Origin of the sequence: Butyricimonas sp. DFI.6.44 (assembly GCF_022132345.1) — a bacterium.
GTDB classification, from domain to species: Bacteria; Bacteroidota; Bacteroidia; order Bacteroidales; family Marinifilaceae; genus Butyricimonas; species Butyricimonas muris.
In genome coordinates this window covers 116,209-134,324 of the sequence record NZ_JAKNJD010000008.1, presented here as the reverse complement: position 1 = coordinate 134,324, position 18,116 = coordinate 116,209, and the positions used below count along the sequence as shown (strand labels likewise).

Sequence of the window (18,116 nt, the reverse complement as noted above, 5' to 3'; positions counted from 1 at the left end):
TGATTTTTTTTGTAATTCCGGTGGAATTTAAAATTTGTGGAAAGGTTATTACTTTGAATTATTCCCGGTTGGATGGCGAAGGTACGGTTGGTGAGAGTATGGGGAAGATGAACATTAATATCCCTATAATGTGTTCGTTACTATTGGTTAATGCTTCTTTTATTTTCTGTACGGCTCTGTGAATTTGGACTTTTGCAACATTTTCACTGATACCAAGGCGTTCGGCAATCTCCGAATACTTTAGATTATAGTAAAACCGGAGTTCACAGATATTCCGATACTTTTCTGGTAATCCGGTAATAATTTTCTTTATATCTTTGATTAATTCTTCATCGTCTAGCCATTCTAATGCTTCCGCTTGCTCGATGGCTTGAAGATAAAGAATCTTATGACGATCCTCCACTCCCCGATCTCGTAAATAATTCAGACAACTATTGCGTACTGTCACGCAAAGATATGCGCCGATATTTACTTCCGAATTAAGTAGAGAAATATTTTCATATAGTTTGATTAAAGCATTCTGAACGATGTCTTTAGCAACTTCTCCATCAAATACAAAATTCCGGGCAAATCCATGTAGCCTGGCAAAATAATGATCGTACAATTCCATGTAAGCACGATTTTCTTTTTGCTGTAAACGATGTATAAAATTCTTTGCCATTTTTTTGAGTATGTTTTCTGTTTGCAAATATATAATCAAAATGGAGCAAAAAACAAATTTTCGTAATAGAATTGAAGAATACCTATGAAAACAGTTTTATTTCCTATATTTACGGTTGAAAAATCAGATTTACAATGGAATCATTGCCTCAAGAGTACGTGTTGTTGAAGAAAATCAATACATATATTGATAAATTGTTAAACGAGTCTGCCGCATCGGAAATCGCTCGATTGAATGATATATATGACTATATTAAAGGTAAAGAGGATTTCGCTAAACATTTTCCGACTCCGGTGGATTTTAGTCGTTTTATGAGAAAAATGCACGATCAGGGTATTTTGAAGCAATTGATTAGAAATTGCACGGTGGATACCACTATTTATCATCATTACCAGTGGCGTTTTTTTCCTAAAGCCAGAGTGATTAAAAAGGAAACCACTTGTGAAGATCGGAATGTGGCGGATTCGCATCCCGGGGCGGGAACATTTTTCAAGAGTGCTAAAAAGTATGAAGCGGCTAATGGAGTACTCGTGCGTTCGACGCAGGAATTGTATATACTGAATCAATTGTTGGCTGTGGATTTTTTTGACGTGTATTATGAGGCGCCTTTGGCTGTCGGAAAACAGAAAAAGTTTCCCGATTTCACGGTACGTAATAAAATCACGGGAACGATATTTCGGTGGGAGCATTTCGGTATCAATGATGAATCGGATTACGGGGAGGCGATGGCAGATAAGCTATCGTGGTATAGGGATATCGGATTTCGGAGTATCGAGGAGGGGGGAAGATTGGTGGTGACGATTTATCAAAACGACGATCAATTGGTGGCAGCTGTCACACGTTTAATCGAGAAGATGAAAGGGAATTGATCTTATTTTTCTCAAAAAATGAAGCGTGGTTGACGTTTTGGTTGACAAAAACTATTCGAGTCTCATGAAAACCGTTTAAAAGTAAAAAGCACTTACCTTCGTAAGTGCTTTAAAATGAGAGCGGAAAACGGGACTCAAACCCGCGACCCCCAGCTTGGAAGGCTAGTGCTCTATCGACTGAGCTATTTCCGCGAATGTGGGGAGAGCAGGATTCGAACCTACGAAGACGATGTCAGCTGAGTTACAGTCAGCCCCAGTTGGCCACTTTGGTATCTCCCCTTTGTTCAAAGAACGGTTGCTTTTGTTAAGCGGGTACAAAGATAGAGAGTTTTATTGAAAGTCCAAATATTGGGAGAGAAAATTTTGAAAAAAGATATTTTCGTCGTAAAAAAAGTACGGGGAAGTTCAGAACGAAACTTCCCCGTTACATCTTACCGTCACGAAGAGACCTATTTACGAGGACGATAAGTAATGTCAATTGTTTTTTCTTTTTGATCAAACGCTTTGTAGTGTATTCGGAGTTCGACAGAGTCCGTTACCTCGCTAAAGGTTTCCTTTAGCGGGAAACTTACGTAACCGTTTCTACTGGTGTTTTCCGGATCGTTGTAAGCGTTATGGCGGAATTCCAGTAATACCTTTCCGTCGGCAGTTTTTTCTTCATGCTTGGTGAGGTTTACCATGTGGGTAATGCTTCCGCCACCGCCGTAGAAAAAACGGAAAGTGATGAAGTCATTGGCGATCCAGTACTCGGGTAGTTCTATCGGATCCATTCCTAAACTGTCGCTGATGGCTTCTTTGTACGGTACGATCGGTTTCGTCAGTAATTCCTGCAAACCGTTTACTTTCACGTAATGATCCACGTCTGAGCCCGGGTTGGCATCCTGCAGGATCGTGAAGTCAGCGAATACTCGTGCGTTGTTTTCCAGTGAACGGGCGGGTACGTTCGAAACGGAGGGAAATAGCACGGGACCTTTATCCAAAAGGATTTGGTATTCGTTATCTCCGGTTTTCTCGATCGTGCCAAACTCTAGCCAAAATTTATCCAAGCTATACCCGTCATCGTTACAAGAGGAAAACGTGAGTGTAGTTATGATCAAAAAAATAATTAGCGTGAATGTGGTCTTGCTTTTCATTTTTTTCCTTTCTTATTACTTGTTGTTATCACATCTGCCATTAAGCATCTATGCATTAGATGGATGATTAACAAAATGGTTGCGTTGAATAGTATTAAAATAAGTTTATAAAGTTCATAAGGTCGAAAGTCCGTGGACCCCTGCGGGGCGCTATACCAACGGCAGCACAAGCTGCCGTTTTGATTTTGTCCGAAGGACACCCGTGACTTTATGGACTTTCGACTTTACGGACTTTATAAACCTTATAAACTTTATAAACCCTTACGTATTCTCGATCTTCCTTAGCGAGAACAAAAATTCCAATCCCCCGTCTTTCCTGTTTTTAGCTGATATTTCTCCTTTATGGAAAAGGACGGCGTTCTTCACGATAGAGAGTCCCAAGCCGGAGCCTCCGGATTGACGGCTGCGTCCCTCGCATACCCGGTAGAAACGTTCGAAGATACGGTTCAGGTGGTTTTCATCGATGCCTCGCCCCGTGTCGTAATAGGAGAAATAATAGAATTCGTTGTCTTCCGTGTAATTGTTGATCCCGATAGAGATGTTTTCTCCGGCATAGTTGATCGTGTTTTCGATGAGATTACGGAATATGGCGTACACGAGAGTCTTGTTTCCCTCGATAGAGATTGCCGGATCGACGCTATTTTTGACGGTGATGCCATGAGATACGATCGGCTTATGTAAATCCGTGATAGCTTCCTGTAGAGTGGCGTGGATATTGACTTGCTCTTTTTCAAACATTTCCGCGGCTTCTTCTGTTTTCGTGATTAAGGCAATATCCCGGATCAGATCGGATAATCTCACGACTTGCGAATAGGTGCGTTCAAGGAAAAAACGTTGTTTGTCGGGAGCGATATTCTGTTGTTCCAACAAGGTTTCGATGTAGCCGCGGATACTACTCACGGGGGTTTTCAGTTCATGGGCGATATTGTTAGTCATCTCTTGTTTCAACAAGCGGTTTTTCTCGTTGTCAGAGATGTTGTTTAGCGTGATTTCAAAACTGTTATCCGTGAATATCAGTAGTTGAATGGCGAAGTGCTTGCCGGATTTGCTGATTTTATTCTGGTAAACGGGGATGTTCGCGGTGTTGGGGTTGACCGGGGTGTTGCGTTTCAGGAAGTCTGCCACTTCTTTGAAATCCGGTTGGTCGAGGAGTCCTTCCACCTTAAAGGTCGGTTCATCCAAAATCGTGTTCAGGTATTGGATAAAATGCGTGTTGGCGTATATTTTTTCTTGGTTGGCGGAGAAAATGGCGATACCTTCGTCGGAATAATGGAAATGGCGGAGTAATTTTTCTTGTTCCACGTTGATTTGCTTGTTGCTTTCTTCCAGTAGACGGTAGCTGTGGATGATTTTCTCTCCTATTTCTCCTAATTCCGTGTGCGGGAAACGAATATTTTTGTAGTCGATATTATGATTCTCCGCGGAGATAATGAAGTCTTTCAAGCCGGAGATAGCTTTCCCGAACCGATCGGATATGTAAATCAGCGAGATCAGCGTGATGAAGAACAACAACGTGATGAAATAGAGGAATATATTGTCCGTTTTCAAGAAATTTTGTACCTCGATGTCGTAGGGGAGTGCAACCCGGATGTAGTAATTGATATAGTCTTTGGCGTAGTAATAATATTCTATTCCCGTGCTTCGCGAAAGACGTATGGCTGTACCCGTTTTTTGAATGGACGCGGATTGTATTTCGGGGCGTTGTAGATGGTTTTCTATCTCTTTTCCCGTGTCGAGATTGTTGTCATACAGGACTTTCCCGTCATGGCTGACTATCGTCAGGCGCAAGTTGGAAGGCATGAGCGTTAATACGCTGTTTAACGAGTCAACCCGATGTTTTTCAAGTAAATGATGTTGATGGATAAAACGAGCTATGATGTCTGAATAGTCATCCAGCGTGGTGCGTAGGGTTTCGGTCTTGTATTCCTTTTCCCGGTTTTGTTGGAAAAAGGTAATTACGAGGGTGAATGCCGCGAATACAATGAAGAAGTAGATGAATAACTTCTGTTTATAGGATAATTTCATGGGAATAATTTTTTAAAGTTCTATACAATAGCCATACCCGGAGCGATTGATGATATGTTTTCCTTGGTCTCCGAGTTTTTTTCTCAGCCGGGTGATGTGGACGTCTACCGTGCGTTCCAGCACGTAGCTGTCGTCGTTCCATACTTTATTGAGAATATCTTCGCGGGAAAATATTCTTCCGGGGGCTTGTGCCAACATGTTTAATATCTCGAATTCTTTTTTAGTGATCGGGATAATACGGTCATTAACGGACACGCATTTCATACTTTGGTCAATATGCATTTCGCCGACGTCGATGATGGTTTTCTTACTCTCCGGGGAACCTGTTCGTTTCAGTACCGCTTTCACTCTTGCCGATACTTCTTTTATCGAGAAAGGCTTGGAAATATAATCGTCCCCGCCGATGCTGAAACCGGTGAGCATATCGTTTTCCGTGTCTTTGGCAGTAAGGAATATAACCGGGGTGGCATTGTGCAGGTCTTTGCGCATTTTCTCTGCCATTTTGAAACCGGACATTCCGTCCATCATGACATCCAGTAATATCAGGTCATATTCCTCGGGGAGCATCTTTAATGCCTGTTCCGCGGAAGGAGCCGTGGCGACGAAGTAACCCTCGCTCTCGAGATTGAATTGCAGGATTTCTCTTAAATCAGCCTCGTCATCAACCACTAAAATGCGTTTTTTGTCCATCGTTTCAATTTTAATTGTTATGAATATGTTTCGCGTTCTTGCCTTCCATGAGATAGATAGCCGCTTCTGCTATATTCGTGGCATTATCGCCGATTCGTTCGATGTTGTATGACATGTTGCTCAGTGACAAGGCATCTAATAAATCTTGATCTTTGACGGTTCTACCCACGAAATGAAGAGGTATCCCGTGAACGATTTCTTTGTGGTTTTTGTCCACGATATCATCCGTGCGGATAATCTCTTTCGCCAAGTTTTCGTCTTCACACGTGAAAGCAAAGATAGCATTTTGTGTCATTTTTTTCACTATTTCCAGTTGCTTGCGAATGATTTCACGGAAGAGGGTATATAATTCCCCTTGGAGCTCGACTTCACGCAGGAAGTCTGCGATGTTTAAAAGCAAGTCCCCTATTCTTTCCAGATAGGCCGTCATGTCGTGATAAGACATGATTTTGCGGCAATCGCTCGCTCTGGGGCAATAGAGTACGATGGAGTTGATCACTTCGTCCCGTATTTTTACTTCCAGTCCGTCGATGATTACTTCGTTGTGTTCTATTTTATCGTGTAATTTCGCGTCTTTATTACTTCCCGTGAGTGTGAACACGATATCCATTTGCTGGATAACGACGGTAGACAGTACTTCAAAATCTTCTTTTATTTTCTCGAGGTATTTTTCTCTTATTGTAGTCATAATATGAAATTTGATGATTTAAGATTGATGATTAGGGATTTACGATTTATGATTGTAGATTTATGATTTATTGTTTGAAATTTGAAATCATAAATCTGAAATCATAAATCGTAAGTTGTTATCCGAATTGTCCCGTCAAGTATTCTTCCGTGCGTTTGTCACTCGGGTTGGTGAACATCTTCCGGGTTTCATCATATTCAACGAGGTTTCCGAGGTACATGAACATGGAGTAATCCGAGATACGTGCGGCTTGTGACATATTGTGCGTGACAATCAAGATCGTGAACTCTTTTTTTAAATCGAGTAACAGTTCTTCTATACGGTTCGTGGCAATCGGGTCAAGGGCGGAGGTCGGTTCGTCCATCAGTAGTACTTGCGGTTTTAGCGAGAGAGCCCGTGCGATGCAAAGGCGTTGTTGCTGTCCCCCGGAGAGGAAAGTTCCTTTTTTGTGCAGGGCGTCTTTCACTTCATTCCACAGACCCACGTTCTGGAGGCTTTGTTCCACGAGTTCGTCTTTCTCCTGTTTGGAGAGGGAGATGCCGTTCAGTTTATATCCGGCAATGACGTTGTCGTAGATGCTCATGGTCGGGAACGGGTTCGGGCGTTGAAATACCATACCTGCCATGCGGCGTACCTCCATGGGATTGGTTTTCAATATATTCTTCCCGTTCAATATAATTTCTCCGGTGGTTTTTATATCCGGGTATAACTCGTGCATCCGGTTGATTGCCCGTAATAAAGTACTTTTCCCGCATCCCGAGGGTCCCATGATTGCCGTAATCTTTTTCTCGGCGATGTCTGCGCTCACTGACTCCACGGCATTTTTCCCGGGTGTATATGAAATAGATACGTTTTTCAGTTGTAGTATAGGATCTTTGATTTCCATGTTGGTTATGATTTTTGATTTTTGATTTACGATTGATGAATCTGAAATCGTAAATCATAAATCGTAAATTATTGGATTCTCCATTTTTTAGCGATCTGTTTTGCTGTGATATTAAGTGTCAGAATCAAGAGCAGCAGGAATAATGATGAACTCCAGATCATGTCTATCAAGTTGGGATCGTTGTAGAATTCCCAAATTAATAGAGGTACCGCACTGGTAGGTTTCACGATATCCCAGTTGATTGTGGTACTTCCCAGAGCCGTGAGCATGAGTGGTGCTGTCTCTCCCATAATGCGGGAAATCGCTAAAAGGATTCCCGTGAACAGTCCCCCGAAGGCTGCCGGCAGTAATACTTTGAGTACGACACTCGTGTACGAGGCGCCGAGGGCGAGCCCGGCTTCTTTCAGGCTGCCCGGTAACATTTTTAATGTTTCTTCCGTTGAGCGGACGATCAAGGGAAGCATCATGATACTCAAGGCAACGCTTCCCGCCAAAGCGGAATAGCTACCGATTGGTTTGACGATCCATGCATAGGCGATAATACCAATCACGATAGACGGACTACCTTGTATCAAATCCGTTAGAAAACGGGTGATATTGGAAAACTTGGTTTTCGGGTGTTCCGACAGATGAATACCTACCATGATCCCGATCGGGATAGCGATAACGGCGGCCAACACGACCATAAGTAATGTACCCGTGATTCCGTTAGCGATACCGCCGGGAATGATGTCACCCGTGTTGCGTGCTAACATGGCATCCAAGGTGCTGGGTGCGCTTTCCGTGAAAAAGTTCCAGTTGATTTGCTTGTAGCCTTTTCTGATGAGTTCCCATATAATAGCGAATAGGGGGACTACTGTCAGTGAGGCAAAAAGGCACGTGATGCAGAAGAATGCCTTGCTTTTTATCGTTCTATATTTTAGACTACTCATTTCTCTATCAGTTAAGTTTCTTTATAATGAGTTTCGCTATCAGGTTGATGATAGCCGTGATCAAGAACAAAAGCAGCCCGATAGCGATGAGCGAACTTAATTTCAGACCGTCCGCCTCGCCGAACTGGTTGGCTATGATACTTGCCATCGTGTTACCCGTGTCGGCAAGTGAGGTCGGTAGATTGTTCGTGTTACCGATTAGCATGGTGACCGCCATGGTTTCACCTAAAGCCCTTCCCAAGGCAAGGATGTAGCTGGCAAATACGCCGGAGCCCGCTGCCGGGAAAGTGACGCTTCTGATGACCTCGTAACGGGTGGCTCCAAGGCTATACGCGGCTTCTTTCAGTTCGTTGGGAACCATGGATATGAATTCGCCACTGAGAGAGGATGCATAGGGAATGATCATGATTGCCAGAATGATAGAGGAGGTTAATATCCCGAATCCTTGCGCGTTCACGCCCATTTCTATAATGAGCGGGCGGAAGGTATAAAATCCCCATAAACCGTAGACGATAGAAGGGATTCCTGCCAATAAATCAATGATAGAACTGATAAAAGTGGCTATTCTTTTGCCTTTGAAGAATTCTCCGGTAAAAAGAGCGACGGGCAGGGAGAATGGGATGCAAAATATTAATGCCAGAAAAGAGGTTAATAATGTTCCGACGATAAACGAGAGTGCCCCGTATGTTTCTCTGTCCGGGTGGGGATCCCATTCTGTTGAACCGATGAACTGGAAGAATCCGTACTGACCGAATGCGGAGAGAGAACCACTCACCAGAGAGTAAATCATTCCGGCACTGATCAAAAGTATCAAGATGCAACAAATGGAAAGTAACCGTTTAAAAATAATATCACGCATTAAATAATAATTTAAGTTACAAGTTGCAGGTTACAAGTTTCAAGTCGGGTGCCGTGGAGAACCTGCAACTTGCAGAGCCGTAGGCTCAACTTGTAACCTGTAACTTTATTATTTAAGGACTTGTTTGCCCTCGAAACTTATAGAGTTTAATAGTGCTTTGGCGTTGTCCACCGCGGATTTTGGGAGTGGGGAGTAGTGTACTTTTGTTGTTAATGCTTGTGCCTCGGGGCTTAACATCCAGTCCAGTAATTTAGCAGTGGCTTGAGCCTGTGCCAAAGTTCTGTTGGCGTATGCCTGTTCTTTGTAAAGGATAATCCACGTGAAACAGCTGATGGGATACGCGTCCGGTGCGTCCGAATTGGTGATCATGGTACGGGTATCTGCCGGGATATCCCCTTTTGCCGCGGCAGAGATACTTTCGGTATTCGGGGTGATGAAGTTCCCGGAACTGTTTTTCATTTGTGCCATCGGGATATTCAACGAGAACGCGTATTCAGAGCCGATGTACCCGATTGCTCCCGGTGTTTGACTGATCGTTCCGGCTACGCCCGGGTTTCCTTTGGCTGCCAGTCCTACCGGCCATTTCAATGACTTTCCGGTACCCACGTTCTCTTTCCAGTTTGCGCTTACCTTGGTAAGATAGTCGCTGAACACGAAGGTCGTACCACTACCGTCCGAGCGGTATACCGGGGTAAGTTCTTTGTCCGGGAGGGTAATGCCGGGGTTCAATTCTTTGATTTTGGCATCGTTCCATTTGGTGATTTTACCCAGATAAATATCGGCAACCACCTCTCCGGATAACTTTAAATCTTTCACTTCCGGCAAGTTGTATGCCACTACCACGGCACCCATGCAAGTGGGGATGTGTATCGCGGTATAAGGCATTTCTTGCATTTCGGAGTCGGAAAGATAGGCGTCCGAGCCCCCGAAGTCAACAATTTTATCTTTCAAGCTTCTGATTCCGCCGCCACTACCGATTCCCCCGTAGGTTACCGTGTTGCCGGTCTTCTCTTGGTAGGTTTTGAAGGCCAGATTGTAGAATGGCAGAGGAAATGTAGCTCCGGCGGCAGCGATATTCATTTTCTTGTCTTCGGAACCCTTGTTTTTCTTTGAGTTGCCGCAAGATGCAATCGCGATAGCTAGAAGAATAATAAATAAGTTTTTCATTTTTGATTGTATTAATTTCAACATCTATTGATTCATTTTTTACAATGCAAGTTTAGATGAATCTTGTTACATGAATGTTGCACGAATGTTACATTAATGTTACAACTTGAATTCGATGTTCAAATAAGCGAAAGAACTTGATTTTCCGTCTCTTGGATTCCATGTCGAGAAATTTGGGGCTATCTTCAACTGTTTGATCGGGGAGTATTGGATACCGATTAAGACCCGTTGCCCGTCTGCGCTGCTCCAATCGTCTTTGGAAGCCAAGTTGTCATATCTCCCGAAAGCGTCGAATTTTTCGGCTAATTTCACCGTGGAGTAAACGGAGAAACCGTTTTGGTCTTTATCTTCTTTGGATTTGGTGTTGAACATTTGGTCGTATTCACCGCCAAGAGAGAAAAGTTTGTGTTTATATCCGGCGAAGAAAGCCAAGTTCTGTTGATCTTTCAATCCGTCTGCATCACTGCTTTTGCTGGCGAGGTCATAGTAGGCACGGATAGTCAGACCTTTTACCGGGAATAAAGTGGCTCCGACGGCATATCGGTATTTGTTGTCTCCGTTCAATTTTTTGTACCCTTCGCCGTTGCTGATCGTGATATCGGCAGAGAGCCATTTGGTAAATTTGTATCTGCCCAAAATACCCATGTCTGCGCTGGAACCGAACTTGTACTCGTCTTGGAATGATTTCATGATGTAACGGTATCCCCAGAACTTTTCTTGCACGTTGAATTGTTCCAAACCGATCAACCCGAAATCCAAGGTAAAATCTCCTGTCTTCCAGCTTAACATGGCGTTTTTGATATAAGCCACTCTTTCAAGGTCTGCGCCGTCTACTTTCGTGGAGCCCATGTCGAATACTACCTTTCCGCTAAGTTTCTCGGTTAGTGAAAATTGATAACCCAAGTAAGCGCGATCCAACGCGAATCCGGACTCTTTGTTCGCGTCCCCCAATCCGGCATGATAGTTAGCGAAAACGGTAACGATAGGTTTCCCGGTAATCTGGAATTTCTTTTTTTCTTCTTGTCCGAAACTGCTCATGCAGGCGATAATCAAAACCACACTCATTAAAATCTTTTTCATTTGTCTAAATTTTAGTCGTTAAATAAATAATTGAAAACCTCTTGTTTTCGACGGCTAAAGTAGATTGAAAAGATTTCTAAAAAGATACATTTTAATTACAACAATGTTACATTTTCTATTTCCTGAAAATAGAAAAATTCACGCTGCCGTATTGACGGTGTTCGGAGAAGAAGGGGGCAGATGAGAAGTCTACCGTGCCGGGATGTTCAATAATAGCCAACCCATCCGGGGCTAATAATTCATTGTCAAATATAGCGGCCGGGATATCCATAATCTTTTCCAGATCGTATGGAGGGTCGGCGAAGATGATATCAAAGGACTGGCCTTTCAGTTTTTTGCAAGCGATAAACACGTCGGTTTTGAATACGTTGATATTCTTGAAACCGAGTTGGACTATCGTCTTTTTTATAAAAGAGTAATGATTGTAGTTCAATTCCACGGATACGATTCGTTCTGCACCGCGTGAGGCAAATTCGTAGCTGATACTTCCCGTGCCGGAAAATAAGTCCAACACGACGGCTCCCTCTATATCGATGTAGTTGTTGAGCACGTTAAACAAGTTTTCTTTAGCAAAGTCCGTTGTCGGGCGAGCCCTGAAATTTTTGTCCGGGAATATGACTTTCCCCTTGTGTGTGCCGCTTATAATCCGCATCGATGAAGATTTAACAAGTGAATGAAATAGGATGAATTGATCTCCTTGCCGGGCAAGATACCGTTTAATATAGGTTCTTTCGCGAAATAAGGAGTGGGTAAATAGGTCGAGAGCAATTCTTTCAGTTTCTCGTCATTTGTTGCTGCACCGAACACCGAAACGTGTAGTTTCTCTTTTTGAATGTCACATTCTTTGATGCAATTCAACAGGAAATAAACGATGTCGGTTGCCGTCCTGTGATTAAACGAGTTGAATAATTGCACCCTTGTATCTTTTATAAATAGGATATCGAAAAAATCAGCCTGTATGTTCAGGAATATTTGTTCCGAACCATGCAATGCTTTTGTTAACGCTCCTTGTATAAAGGGGTATGCCTCGTTCACGATTTGGAGCACCGGGAAATGTTCCCGAACGAAATTGTTGAGAGTGGTATTGATCGTTTCCACGAGGTAGGCATCTATTTTCTCGATATGATGATACAAAAGCGTATCATCGGGGGTAATCTCTTGATTCACGGAATAGAGGGTTGCCACGTTCGCCTTGTTAAAGAGAGCCCCGGGGATAATGGTTCTCTCGCTGAAACAGGGCATAAGATATACCTTTTTGAATCGCAGGTTCAGAATCACGTCGTTCACGAGATAATTCTTCAACCGGGCAATCACGGCTTCACGAGAGTCCGCGGCATAAGGTTCGTGAACAAATACCATTAATTTGTCACGGGCGTCATGCACGCAAAACGAAAATCCATCCGTTGCATAACGGATGGATAATATCGATTGTGTAGATAATTCGTAAGTGAAATCCGAGTCAACAAAATAAATACTCTGCATGTATTCCTCGTTTACGAACCGGAATGTTACTCCCAGTTACCCACGTTATTGTTTGCCTCTGCCACGCTACCCACTTTCAGACCGGGGTATTTTTGTAATCTTTTTCTTTCACCGTTGTATTCGAGAATGGCATCTTCGTATTCTTCAAATAAATCTTCGAAGATAACCATGTTGTTTACACGAGCCTCGAACACGGGAACCTCGATACCTGATTCCGTCCAGATCATGTTTGTTCCCATGAGGAATTCATGTTTCCGTTTGGTGAACGGTACATAACGAAGATCGTCGATCGGGTAGTTTTTCCCGAAAAGTTGCTCAAGTGCGGATATACGCATCGTGTCACGGATGATAAGACCTTTCTTCAATGCCTCTTGTTCCGTCATACCTTGATCCAGTTGGTCATCGGTAAGCTCTCCGATAGAACGCACTGTTTTCAACGAATCGTATTTCACGAAATGAATCAAAGTATCGAAACTACTAGTGTATACCCCGTGGATACTCTTGTAAGCATCTTGTGCAGTTCTGATATCCTTTAACCTTTGGATAATTCTATCGTATCTTTGGTTTCTCAATTTTTCAAATTGAATAGGGTTCTGCACGCTTGCATAACACAAATAACCCAGGTAGATAGCCGCAAGTGCTAAAACGATTTGGATAATGATCTTAACTGGTTTCATTTTTTCTGTCTGTATATTTGTTATATATTAAACAAGTTAGTTCTACTGTTTTCAAGCTGTTTTTTTCATATCTTTACACGGTGTTTATTCAACACCTCGCACGAATCCACGTTGGATTACAGTGTCGGCAAATATAAGAAAAAAAAAGTTTATACCACAGTTTTGGCTATTTATTTTAATCATGATACATGAACATTTTGAACGTATTGTAAAAGAGAAGTTTGGGTTTGATTTCTCTCCCTCTCAACAGGAGGCGATGAGATGTTTCACGACTTTTTTCTTTGACCGAAACCCCGAAAGTTTGTTCTTGTTGAAAGGATTCGCGGGAACGGGAAAGACCTCTCTGGTGGCGGCAATCGTCAATACATTGCTGCAATTCGAGTATCATGTCGTGCTATTAGCCCCGACGGGACGTGCGGCAAAAGTGTTTTCCGGTTATTCGGGGCAATCGGCGTACACGATACACAAGAAGATTTATCGCCAGAAAAATGCACAGGAAGGAATTGGCGTCTTTAACTTGGGATTTAACGCGGGAGCCAACGTGTTGTTTTTCGTGGACGAGGCATCCATGATTTCGATGAGTTCTCAGGATTCTAATTTCGGAACGGGTTCTCTATTGGATGATTTGTTTGAATTCGTGTATAACGGGCGCAACAATCGTTTGGTGCTGATCGGGGATACGGCACAGCTTCCCCCGGTTGGAGTGGATGTCAGTCCGGCATTGGATGCCGAATTTCTGCAAGTGAGTTACGGTATGGAGGTTTACGAGGCAAGCCTCACGGATATTATGCGTCAATCCGAACAATCCGGTATCTTGTACAACGCGACTCTCGTGCGGGAGATGATCGGGGCGGCTCCTTATGCCAAATTGTTGTTGAAAGTTGCACCCTTCCCGGATATAGTACGTGTCGGGGGAGGAGAACTGTTGGATGAATTGGATCATTGTTACGGTAGGTTCGGCATGGACGAAACGATGGTTATCTGCCGTTCCAACAAGCGGGCGAACCGTTTTAACGAGGGTATCCGTGCCCGTGTGCTTTACCGGGAAGAAGCATTTGGCGGTGGAGATAAGATCATGGTTGTAAAGAATAATTATTTCTGGGGTGCCGAATATGATAAGATTGATTTTATCGCCAACGGCGATATTGCCACCGTAGAGAAAGTGGGAAAATACAAGGATTTGTACGGCTTTCATTTCGTTCATGCCCGCCTCAGTATTTACGGGTACGAGGAAGAGATTTCGGCTTGGGTGATGCTCGATACATTGACCTCGGAACAACCTGCGTTGAGTTATGACGAATATCGCAAATTGTTTGCGGCAGTGGAGGAGGATTACATGGATATTCCTTCCAAACAAAAGCGGTACAAAAAAATACAAGAGGACGAGTATTTCAACGCCCTACAAATCAAATTCGCTTACGCCGTGACTTGCCATAAGGCACAAGGCGGGCAATGGGATGCTGTTTTTATCGATCCGGGATGGATGGGGGACGAGATGATGGACGACGAGTATTGGCGTTGGCTTTACACGGCATTTACACGTGCCCGCAAGAAATTGTACCTGATTAATTTTAAAGATGAGCTGTTTGGGGATTCTGTGATGGAATGAATTTGTAAAATATTCATAATGAAGAAACCCTAAAAGTATCTGACTTTTAGGGTTTTCGTTATCGTATAAATTTTTCATTAATATTTTTTCTTTACCCACTTAACGGCATCGGCGACTATCATTTGATCGAACTCGCCAAATAATCTATCTGTAATAGGAGGCACTCCCCGGTCATCCAGTACGACTCGGGATTCGCCTGCCGGCAGGGTAAATGTACCTAGTGATACCCAGGCTTCTTCTTCCGGTAAAGTGGAGGTGCATCCTATCCAAATATCTTCTTTATCAGGAATGTCTAAGATGATTTCTTCTTTTCCCTTTGGGGTATAAACTGTATAGTAATTTTTCATTCCAGGATGATCGCTTGCGGTTTTTCCTCCTTCGAATCCGACAAGATGAGGTCTATAGACAAATATTTCGTATTTCCCTGCTTCCGGAAGATTTGCTCTCCATTCTGCCTTGAATTGTCCCGTGCCGGCTTTTTTTACGAAAGCACTACGAATATACTTGCCGTGGAGTTCCTGTAATATAGGTAAGCTCCATGCGTTAGTTTTAAGGTTCAGCAAGTAGTTAATATATTTCTGGTTGTCTTCTTTTTTGATGATATCGGTCAGTCGTTTTCGATTGTTTGCCGAATCGATTAAAGAAAAATTATCATCCTCGTTGTCTACAATGATTTCCCCTGGGGGATAGAATTGATTCCTATCAAGTAACGTGATACCTTCCTTCGGTATAGGACCGGATAATGGGGATTGATTGACTTCGAAATAAATGTTTTCAGGGAAATGTCCTGAAAAGTTTGTGGTTAATTGTACCTTATATTTTATGTCTTCATGAACGACGATTCGTTTGCATTCTCCGGCTTTAATCAAGTAACTTTGAAGATTTCTGATTACACTTTTCTCTGGGTAGCTCGTTGCTACGATTGATACAATACCGTCTGTCTTGCTGAAATTACCAACGTTGAATTCGATGATTTGCGTATCTTCTGTGGTTTTACGGGATGCGTCTTTTATTGATAACAAGGGAACTTCGTGAGTCGTGTACCATTCGTCCATGTATGCCTTAATGTCTTGTCCGAAACGTTGTTCGAATTTCTCGATAAATGAATCGAAGTTAACTTCTTGGAAGTAAGTACGTGTATTAAATTCTTGCATAAGCTGGCTCAAGGAATCCCAGGTCGTGATTGTGGTAAGATACCCAAGTAGATGAGAAACTTTCGAACGGATGGCGATGTTTTGTTCTCGGCTATATTCTTCGGCAATGATTCCTTTTAATCCTTTTTCAGCGATGTGATTTAATAATTTCGGACTCGTGATAGCATCGGATTTTGTATATATATCCGGGTTTATCATTTGTTTGAATATTAGTTCTATGCCTTGGTACGTGTCGGACGTGATGCAGCTATTGTAATCTGTGAAAATATGTTTTATTCTCATATAGTTATTCCATAAAAAAGGGATATTGACAGTTAAAAGATATTCTTGTACGCTTCTGTCGTAGAAGTTATTATCTGGATAATCAGCAGGATTGTGAGTTTCTATGCGACATAATCGTTCATGGAAAAATGCGATTTCCGGTTGCATGCCGTCATTAAACAACGTCGAACGTAGAAAATAAGAAGATGAAGGCACCTCAATCAGTTTGAAATATTTGAAAGGATAAGGATTGGGTTTATCTTGCTCAATCTCATCTTTGCACAGATAAAACATTTTTTTTAAATCTTTCTCCCGGTTCGGGTTGTCTTCTTTGAGAAGATCCCATTCGTCGAAATATTTCATGTAGCAATCATTTCCCGGGTAAGTATAAAGTTCCACGGTAAGTGAGTCCACTGTAAGGGCTCTTTTCTCATATTCCCCGATACAGAGGGTTAGTCCCGTTAAGTTTTGTAAATTGTTGAACGTAACATACTCACCTTCTGTTGTGGGTACTCCTTGGGATAGAACAGTCAGTTCGTTCGTTTTTTTGACATGGAGCGTGTAACTCGTGAAATTCATTTCTGCAGATGCTTGCAATGCTATCGAGGGAACTGCTGTCGGGTACCACAGCACTTCCGGTCTGAGGAAAGTGAATTTACTTGATACAAAAGCGGGATGTTTGCCATAATTCTCTTTAGAAAAAGGATTATCTTCTAGGGAGAAAAAAATCTCGTCAGGTATGTTTATCTGGTAAATATCTTCGTCAATGTATCCCTCGTACGTGATATCTAATTTGATATATTCATTCGGAGCCAGGGAACATTCGATGACAACAGCTAGGTGGTCTCTATGAAAGGGAAGGTTTTGTCCGTTGGATTCAATCTTGTTAATTTTCAGCCCTGGGTTAAGGAATAACAAGAGTTGGTCAATTTTCTTTTTTTTCTGGTTTTGTACTTGCATCCGGCTTGTTGCCGAGAATGTATTTCCCCTGGGGTGATATGTGATGTCGTGTGTAATCACGCGGGCTTTGGGTGTTTCGGTGTATTTAAGAAAGGCTTCGCGGCAGGTAATTCTATTTTCCAGGCGGGATTGGTGTTTTTCAATGTAGATGAAACCGAGGTACAGGGAAAATGCTAAAAACAACATGGCTGGAACGGCTAAATAACGCTGCCGACCGGCGCTCCCTGGGAGCCTTTTCACGAGTAAAACGCTAAAGTGGAGAAAACTAATCCCTAATAGCAAGAAAACACCCCGGTGGAGTAGGAAATTGGATATGTCCATGAATCCTATTAGGGTGGAAAACGAGTTGGGAAGCAAGCGTCCTTGGAAGTCCAGTATGCCGTAAAAAGCTGTTACAGCGTAATTGTATTCGAAATAAAGAAAAACCATTAGAATCAACCAACTAAACATGGGGTGTTTAATCAGTTTGTTGACAAGTATAGATAGGCTGGTGATGAAAACTAGCGTGGGAACCGTATAGGTGAAAAGATAGAAAAGGTTTATCCATAAACTGACGGGAGAATTCGGGATGAATATATTGATAATCATGGATATGGTCATGAAAATAATATCTATCGAGAGGAATGGGATAAGAATGCCTATAACCTCCCCGAGAAGGGTTTGCCCGTTGCTGATAGGTCGTGTCAAGAGAACTTCTCTGGTTTCAGCTTTTTTCCGTTTCCTTTGAATGTCACAAACAAGGAAAGTAACAATGAGAGATTGAAACAGGTTCAGAAAATAGATGCCGCGTAGAGGCAGGGAAGAAGTTAAGGCAACATCTCGCCACGAAATCCACCCCATACCCCCAATACCCGGAACATTCGGGATAAGAGAGATTAATATATACGCTATTCCAAGGATGAAAAGGTAAAATAGCCAATTCCTTCTTGTCAACTTACTTTCATAAGTTATAACTGTTTTTAGATCTGTTATTTTCATGTTTG

16 protein-coding genes and 2 tRNA genes are annotated in these 18,116 nt (G+C 42.6%); 2 read left to right on the top strand and 16 right to left on the bottom strand.

Annotation, left to right across the window (positions count from 1 at the left end; genetic code table 11):
• Positions 1–58 precede the first annotated feature (58 nt).
• Complete coding sequence (locus L0M98_RS12435) at positions 59–661, bottom strand: RNA polymerase sigma factor (protein WP_227216195.1); 603 nt, start codon at positions 659–661, stop codon at positions 59–61.
• Between the two features lie 134 nt (positions 662–795).
• Here L0M98_RS12435 and L0M98_RS12430 point away from each other — a divergent pair, with 134 nt between their 5' ends.
• Entirely contained in the window at positions 796–1,530 is a 735-nt protein-coding gene (locus tag L0M98_RS12430; protein ID WP_227216194.1) for a hypothetical protein, read from the top strand.
• A gap of 119 nt (positions 1,531–1,649) precedes the next feature.
• Here the strand turns inward: L0M98_RS12430 and L0M98_RS12425 are convergent.
• From L0M98_RS12425 to L0M98_RS12360, 14 genes are all read right to left on the bottom strand, one after another.
• Positions 1,650–1,722: transfer RNA gene (locus L0M98_RS12425), tRNA-Gly, on the bottom strand.
• Between the two features lie 5 nt (positions 1,723–1,727).
• Positions 1,728–1,809, bottom strand: a tRNA-Tyr gene (locus L0M98_RS12420).
• 170 nt (positions 1,810–1,979) lie between these two features.
• Entirely contained in the window at positions 1,980–2,663 is a 684-nt protein-coding gene (locus L0M98_RS12415) for a NigD1/NigD2 family lipoprotein (protein ID WP_227216192.1), read from the bottom strand.
• A gap of 261 nt (positions 2,664–2,924) precedes the next feature.
• Positions 2,925–4,688: a sensor histidine kinase gene (locus L0M98_RS12410; protein WP_227216190.1), complete on the bottom strand. Its 1,764-nt coding sequence runs from the start codon at positions 4,686–4,688 to the stop codon at positions 2,925–2,927.
• 12 nt (positions 4,689–4,700) lie between these two features.
• Entirely contained in the window at positions 4,701–5,378 is a 678-nt protein-coding gene (locus tag L0M98_RS12405; protein WP_099290574.1) for a response regulator transcription factor, read from the bottom strand.
• A gap of 10 nt (positions 5,379–5,388) precedes the next feature.
• Positions 5,389–6,066, bottom strand: coding sequence for a phosphate signaling complex PhoU family protein (locus tag L0M98_RS12400; RefSeq protein WP_227216188.1), 678 nt, complete (start codon positions 6,064–6,066; stop codon positions 5,389–5,391).
• A 118-nt stretch (positions 6,067–6,184) separates the two neighbouring features.
• On the bottom strand, positions 6,185–6,952 hold the full coding sequence (pstB, locus tag L0M98_RS12395; protein ID WP_227216186.1) for a phosphate ABC transporter ATP-binding protein PstB: 768 nt from the start codon (positions 6,950–6,952) through the stop codon (positions 6,185–6,187).
• A 68-nt stretch (positions 6,953–7,020) separates the two neighbouring features.
• Entirely contained in the window at positions 7,021–7,884 is an 864-nt protein-coding gene (gene pstA / locus L0M98_RS12390) for a phosphate ABC transporter permease PstA (RefSeq protein ID WP_227216184.1), read from the bottom strand.
• 7 nt (positions 7,885–7,891) lie between these two features.
• Positions 7,892–8,743: a phosphate ABC transporter permease subunit PstC gene (gene pstC, locus L0M98_RS12385; protein WP_227216183.1), complete on the bottom strand. Its 852-nt coding sequence runs from the start codon at positions 8,741–8,743 to the stop codon at positions 7,892–7,894.
• Between the two features lie 108 nt (positions 8,744–8,851).
• Positions 8,852–9,910 (bottom strand): phosphate ABC transporter substrate-binding protein PstS, encoded by a 1,059-nt coding sequence (pstS, locus tag L0M98_RS12380; protein ID WP_227216181.1) that lies wholly within the window; start codon positions 9,908–9,910, stop codon positions 8,852–8,854.
• Positions 9,911–10,009: 99 nt separating this feature from the next.
• Entirely contained in the window at positions 10,010–10,990 is a 981-nt protein-coding gene (locus L0M98_RS12375; RefSeq protein WP_227216179.1) for a hypothetical protein, read from the bottom strand.
• Positions 10,991–11,105: 115 nt separating this feature from the next.
• Complete coding sequence (locus L0M98_RS12370) at positions 11,106–11,642, bottom strand: RsmD family RNA methyltransferase (RefSeq protein WP_227216177.1); 537 nt, start codon at positions 11,640–11,642, stop codon at positions 11,106–11,108.
• On the bottom strand, positions 11,630–12,472 hold the full coding sequence (locus L0M98_RS12365; RefSeq protein ID WP_227216169.1) for a DUF3822 family protein: 843 nt from the start codon (positions 12,470–12,472) through the stop codon (positions 11,630–11,632). The genes L0M98_RS12370 and L0M98_RS12365 overlap by 13 nt, the downstream gene beginning before the upstream one ends.
• 26 nt (positions 12,473–12,498) lie before the next feature.
• Positions 12,499–13,149: a hypothetical protein gene (locus L0M98_RS12360; RefSeq protein ID WP_099290566.1), complete on the bottom strand. Its 651-nt coding sequence runs from the start codon at positions 13,147–13,149 to the stop codon at positions 12,499–12,501.
• Positions 13,150–13,330: 181 nt separating this feature from the next.
• Between L0M98_RS12360 and L0M98_RS12355 the strand changes: the two genes are divergently transcribed.
• Positions 13,331–14,758 (top strand): ATP-dependent DNA helicase, encoded by a 1,428-nt coding sequence (locus L0M98_RS12355; protein ID WP_227216167.1) that lies wholly within the window; start codon positions 13,331–13,333, stop codon positions 14,756–14,758.
• A gap of 77 nt (positions 14,759–14,835) precedes the next feature.
• On the opposite strand, the gene L0M98_RS12350 is transcribed toward L0M98_RS12355, so the two are convergent.
• A complete protein-coding gene (locus tag L0M98_RS12350) occupies positions 14,836–18,111 on the bottom strand; it encodes a hypothetical protein (RefSeq protein WP_227216165.1) in 3,276 nt (1,091 codons plus the stop codon).
• Positions 18,112–18,116: the final 5 nt, after the last annotated feature.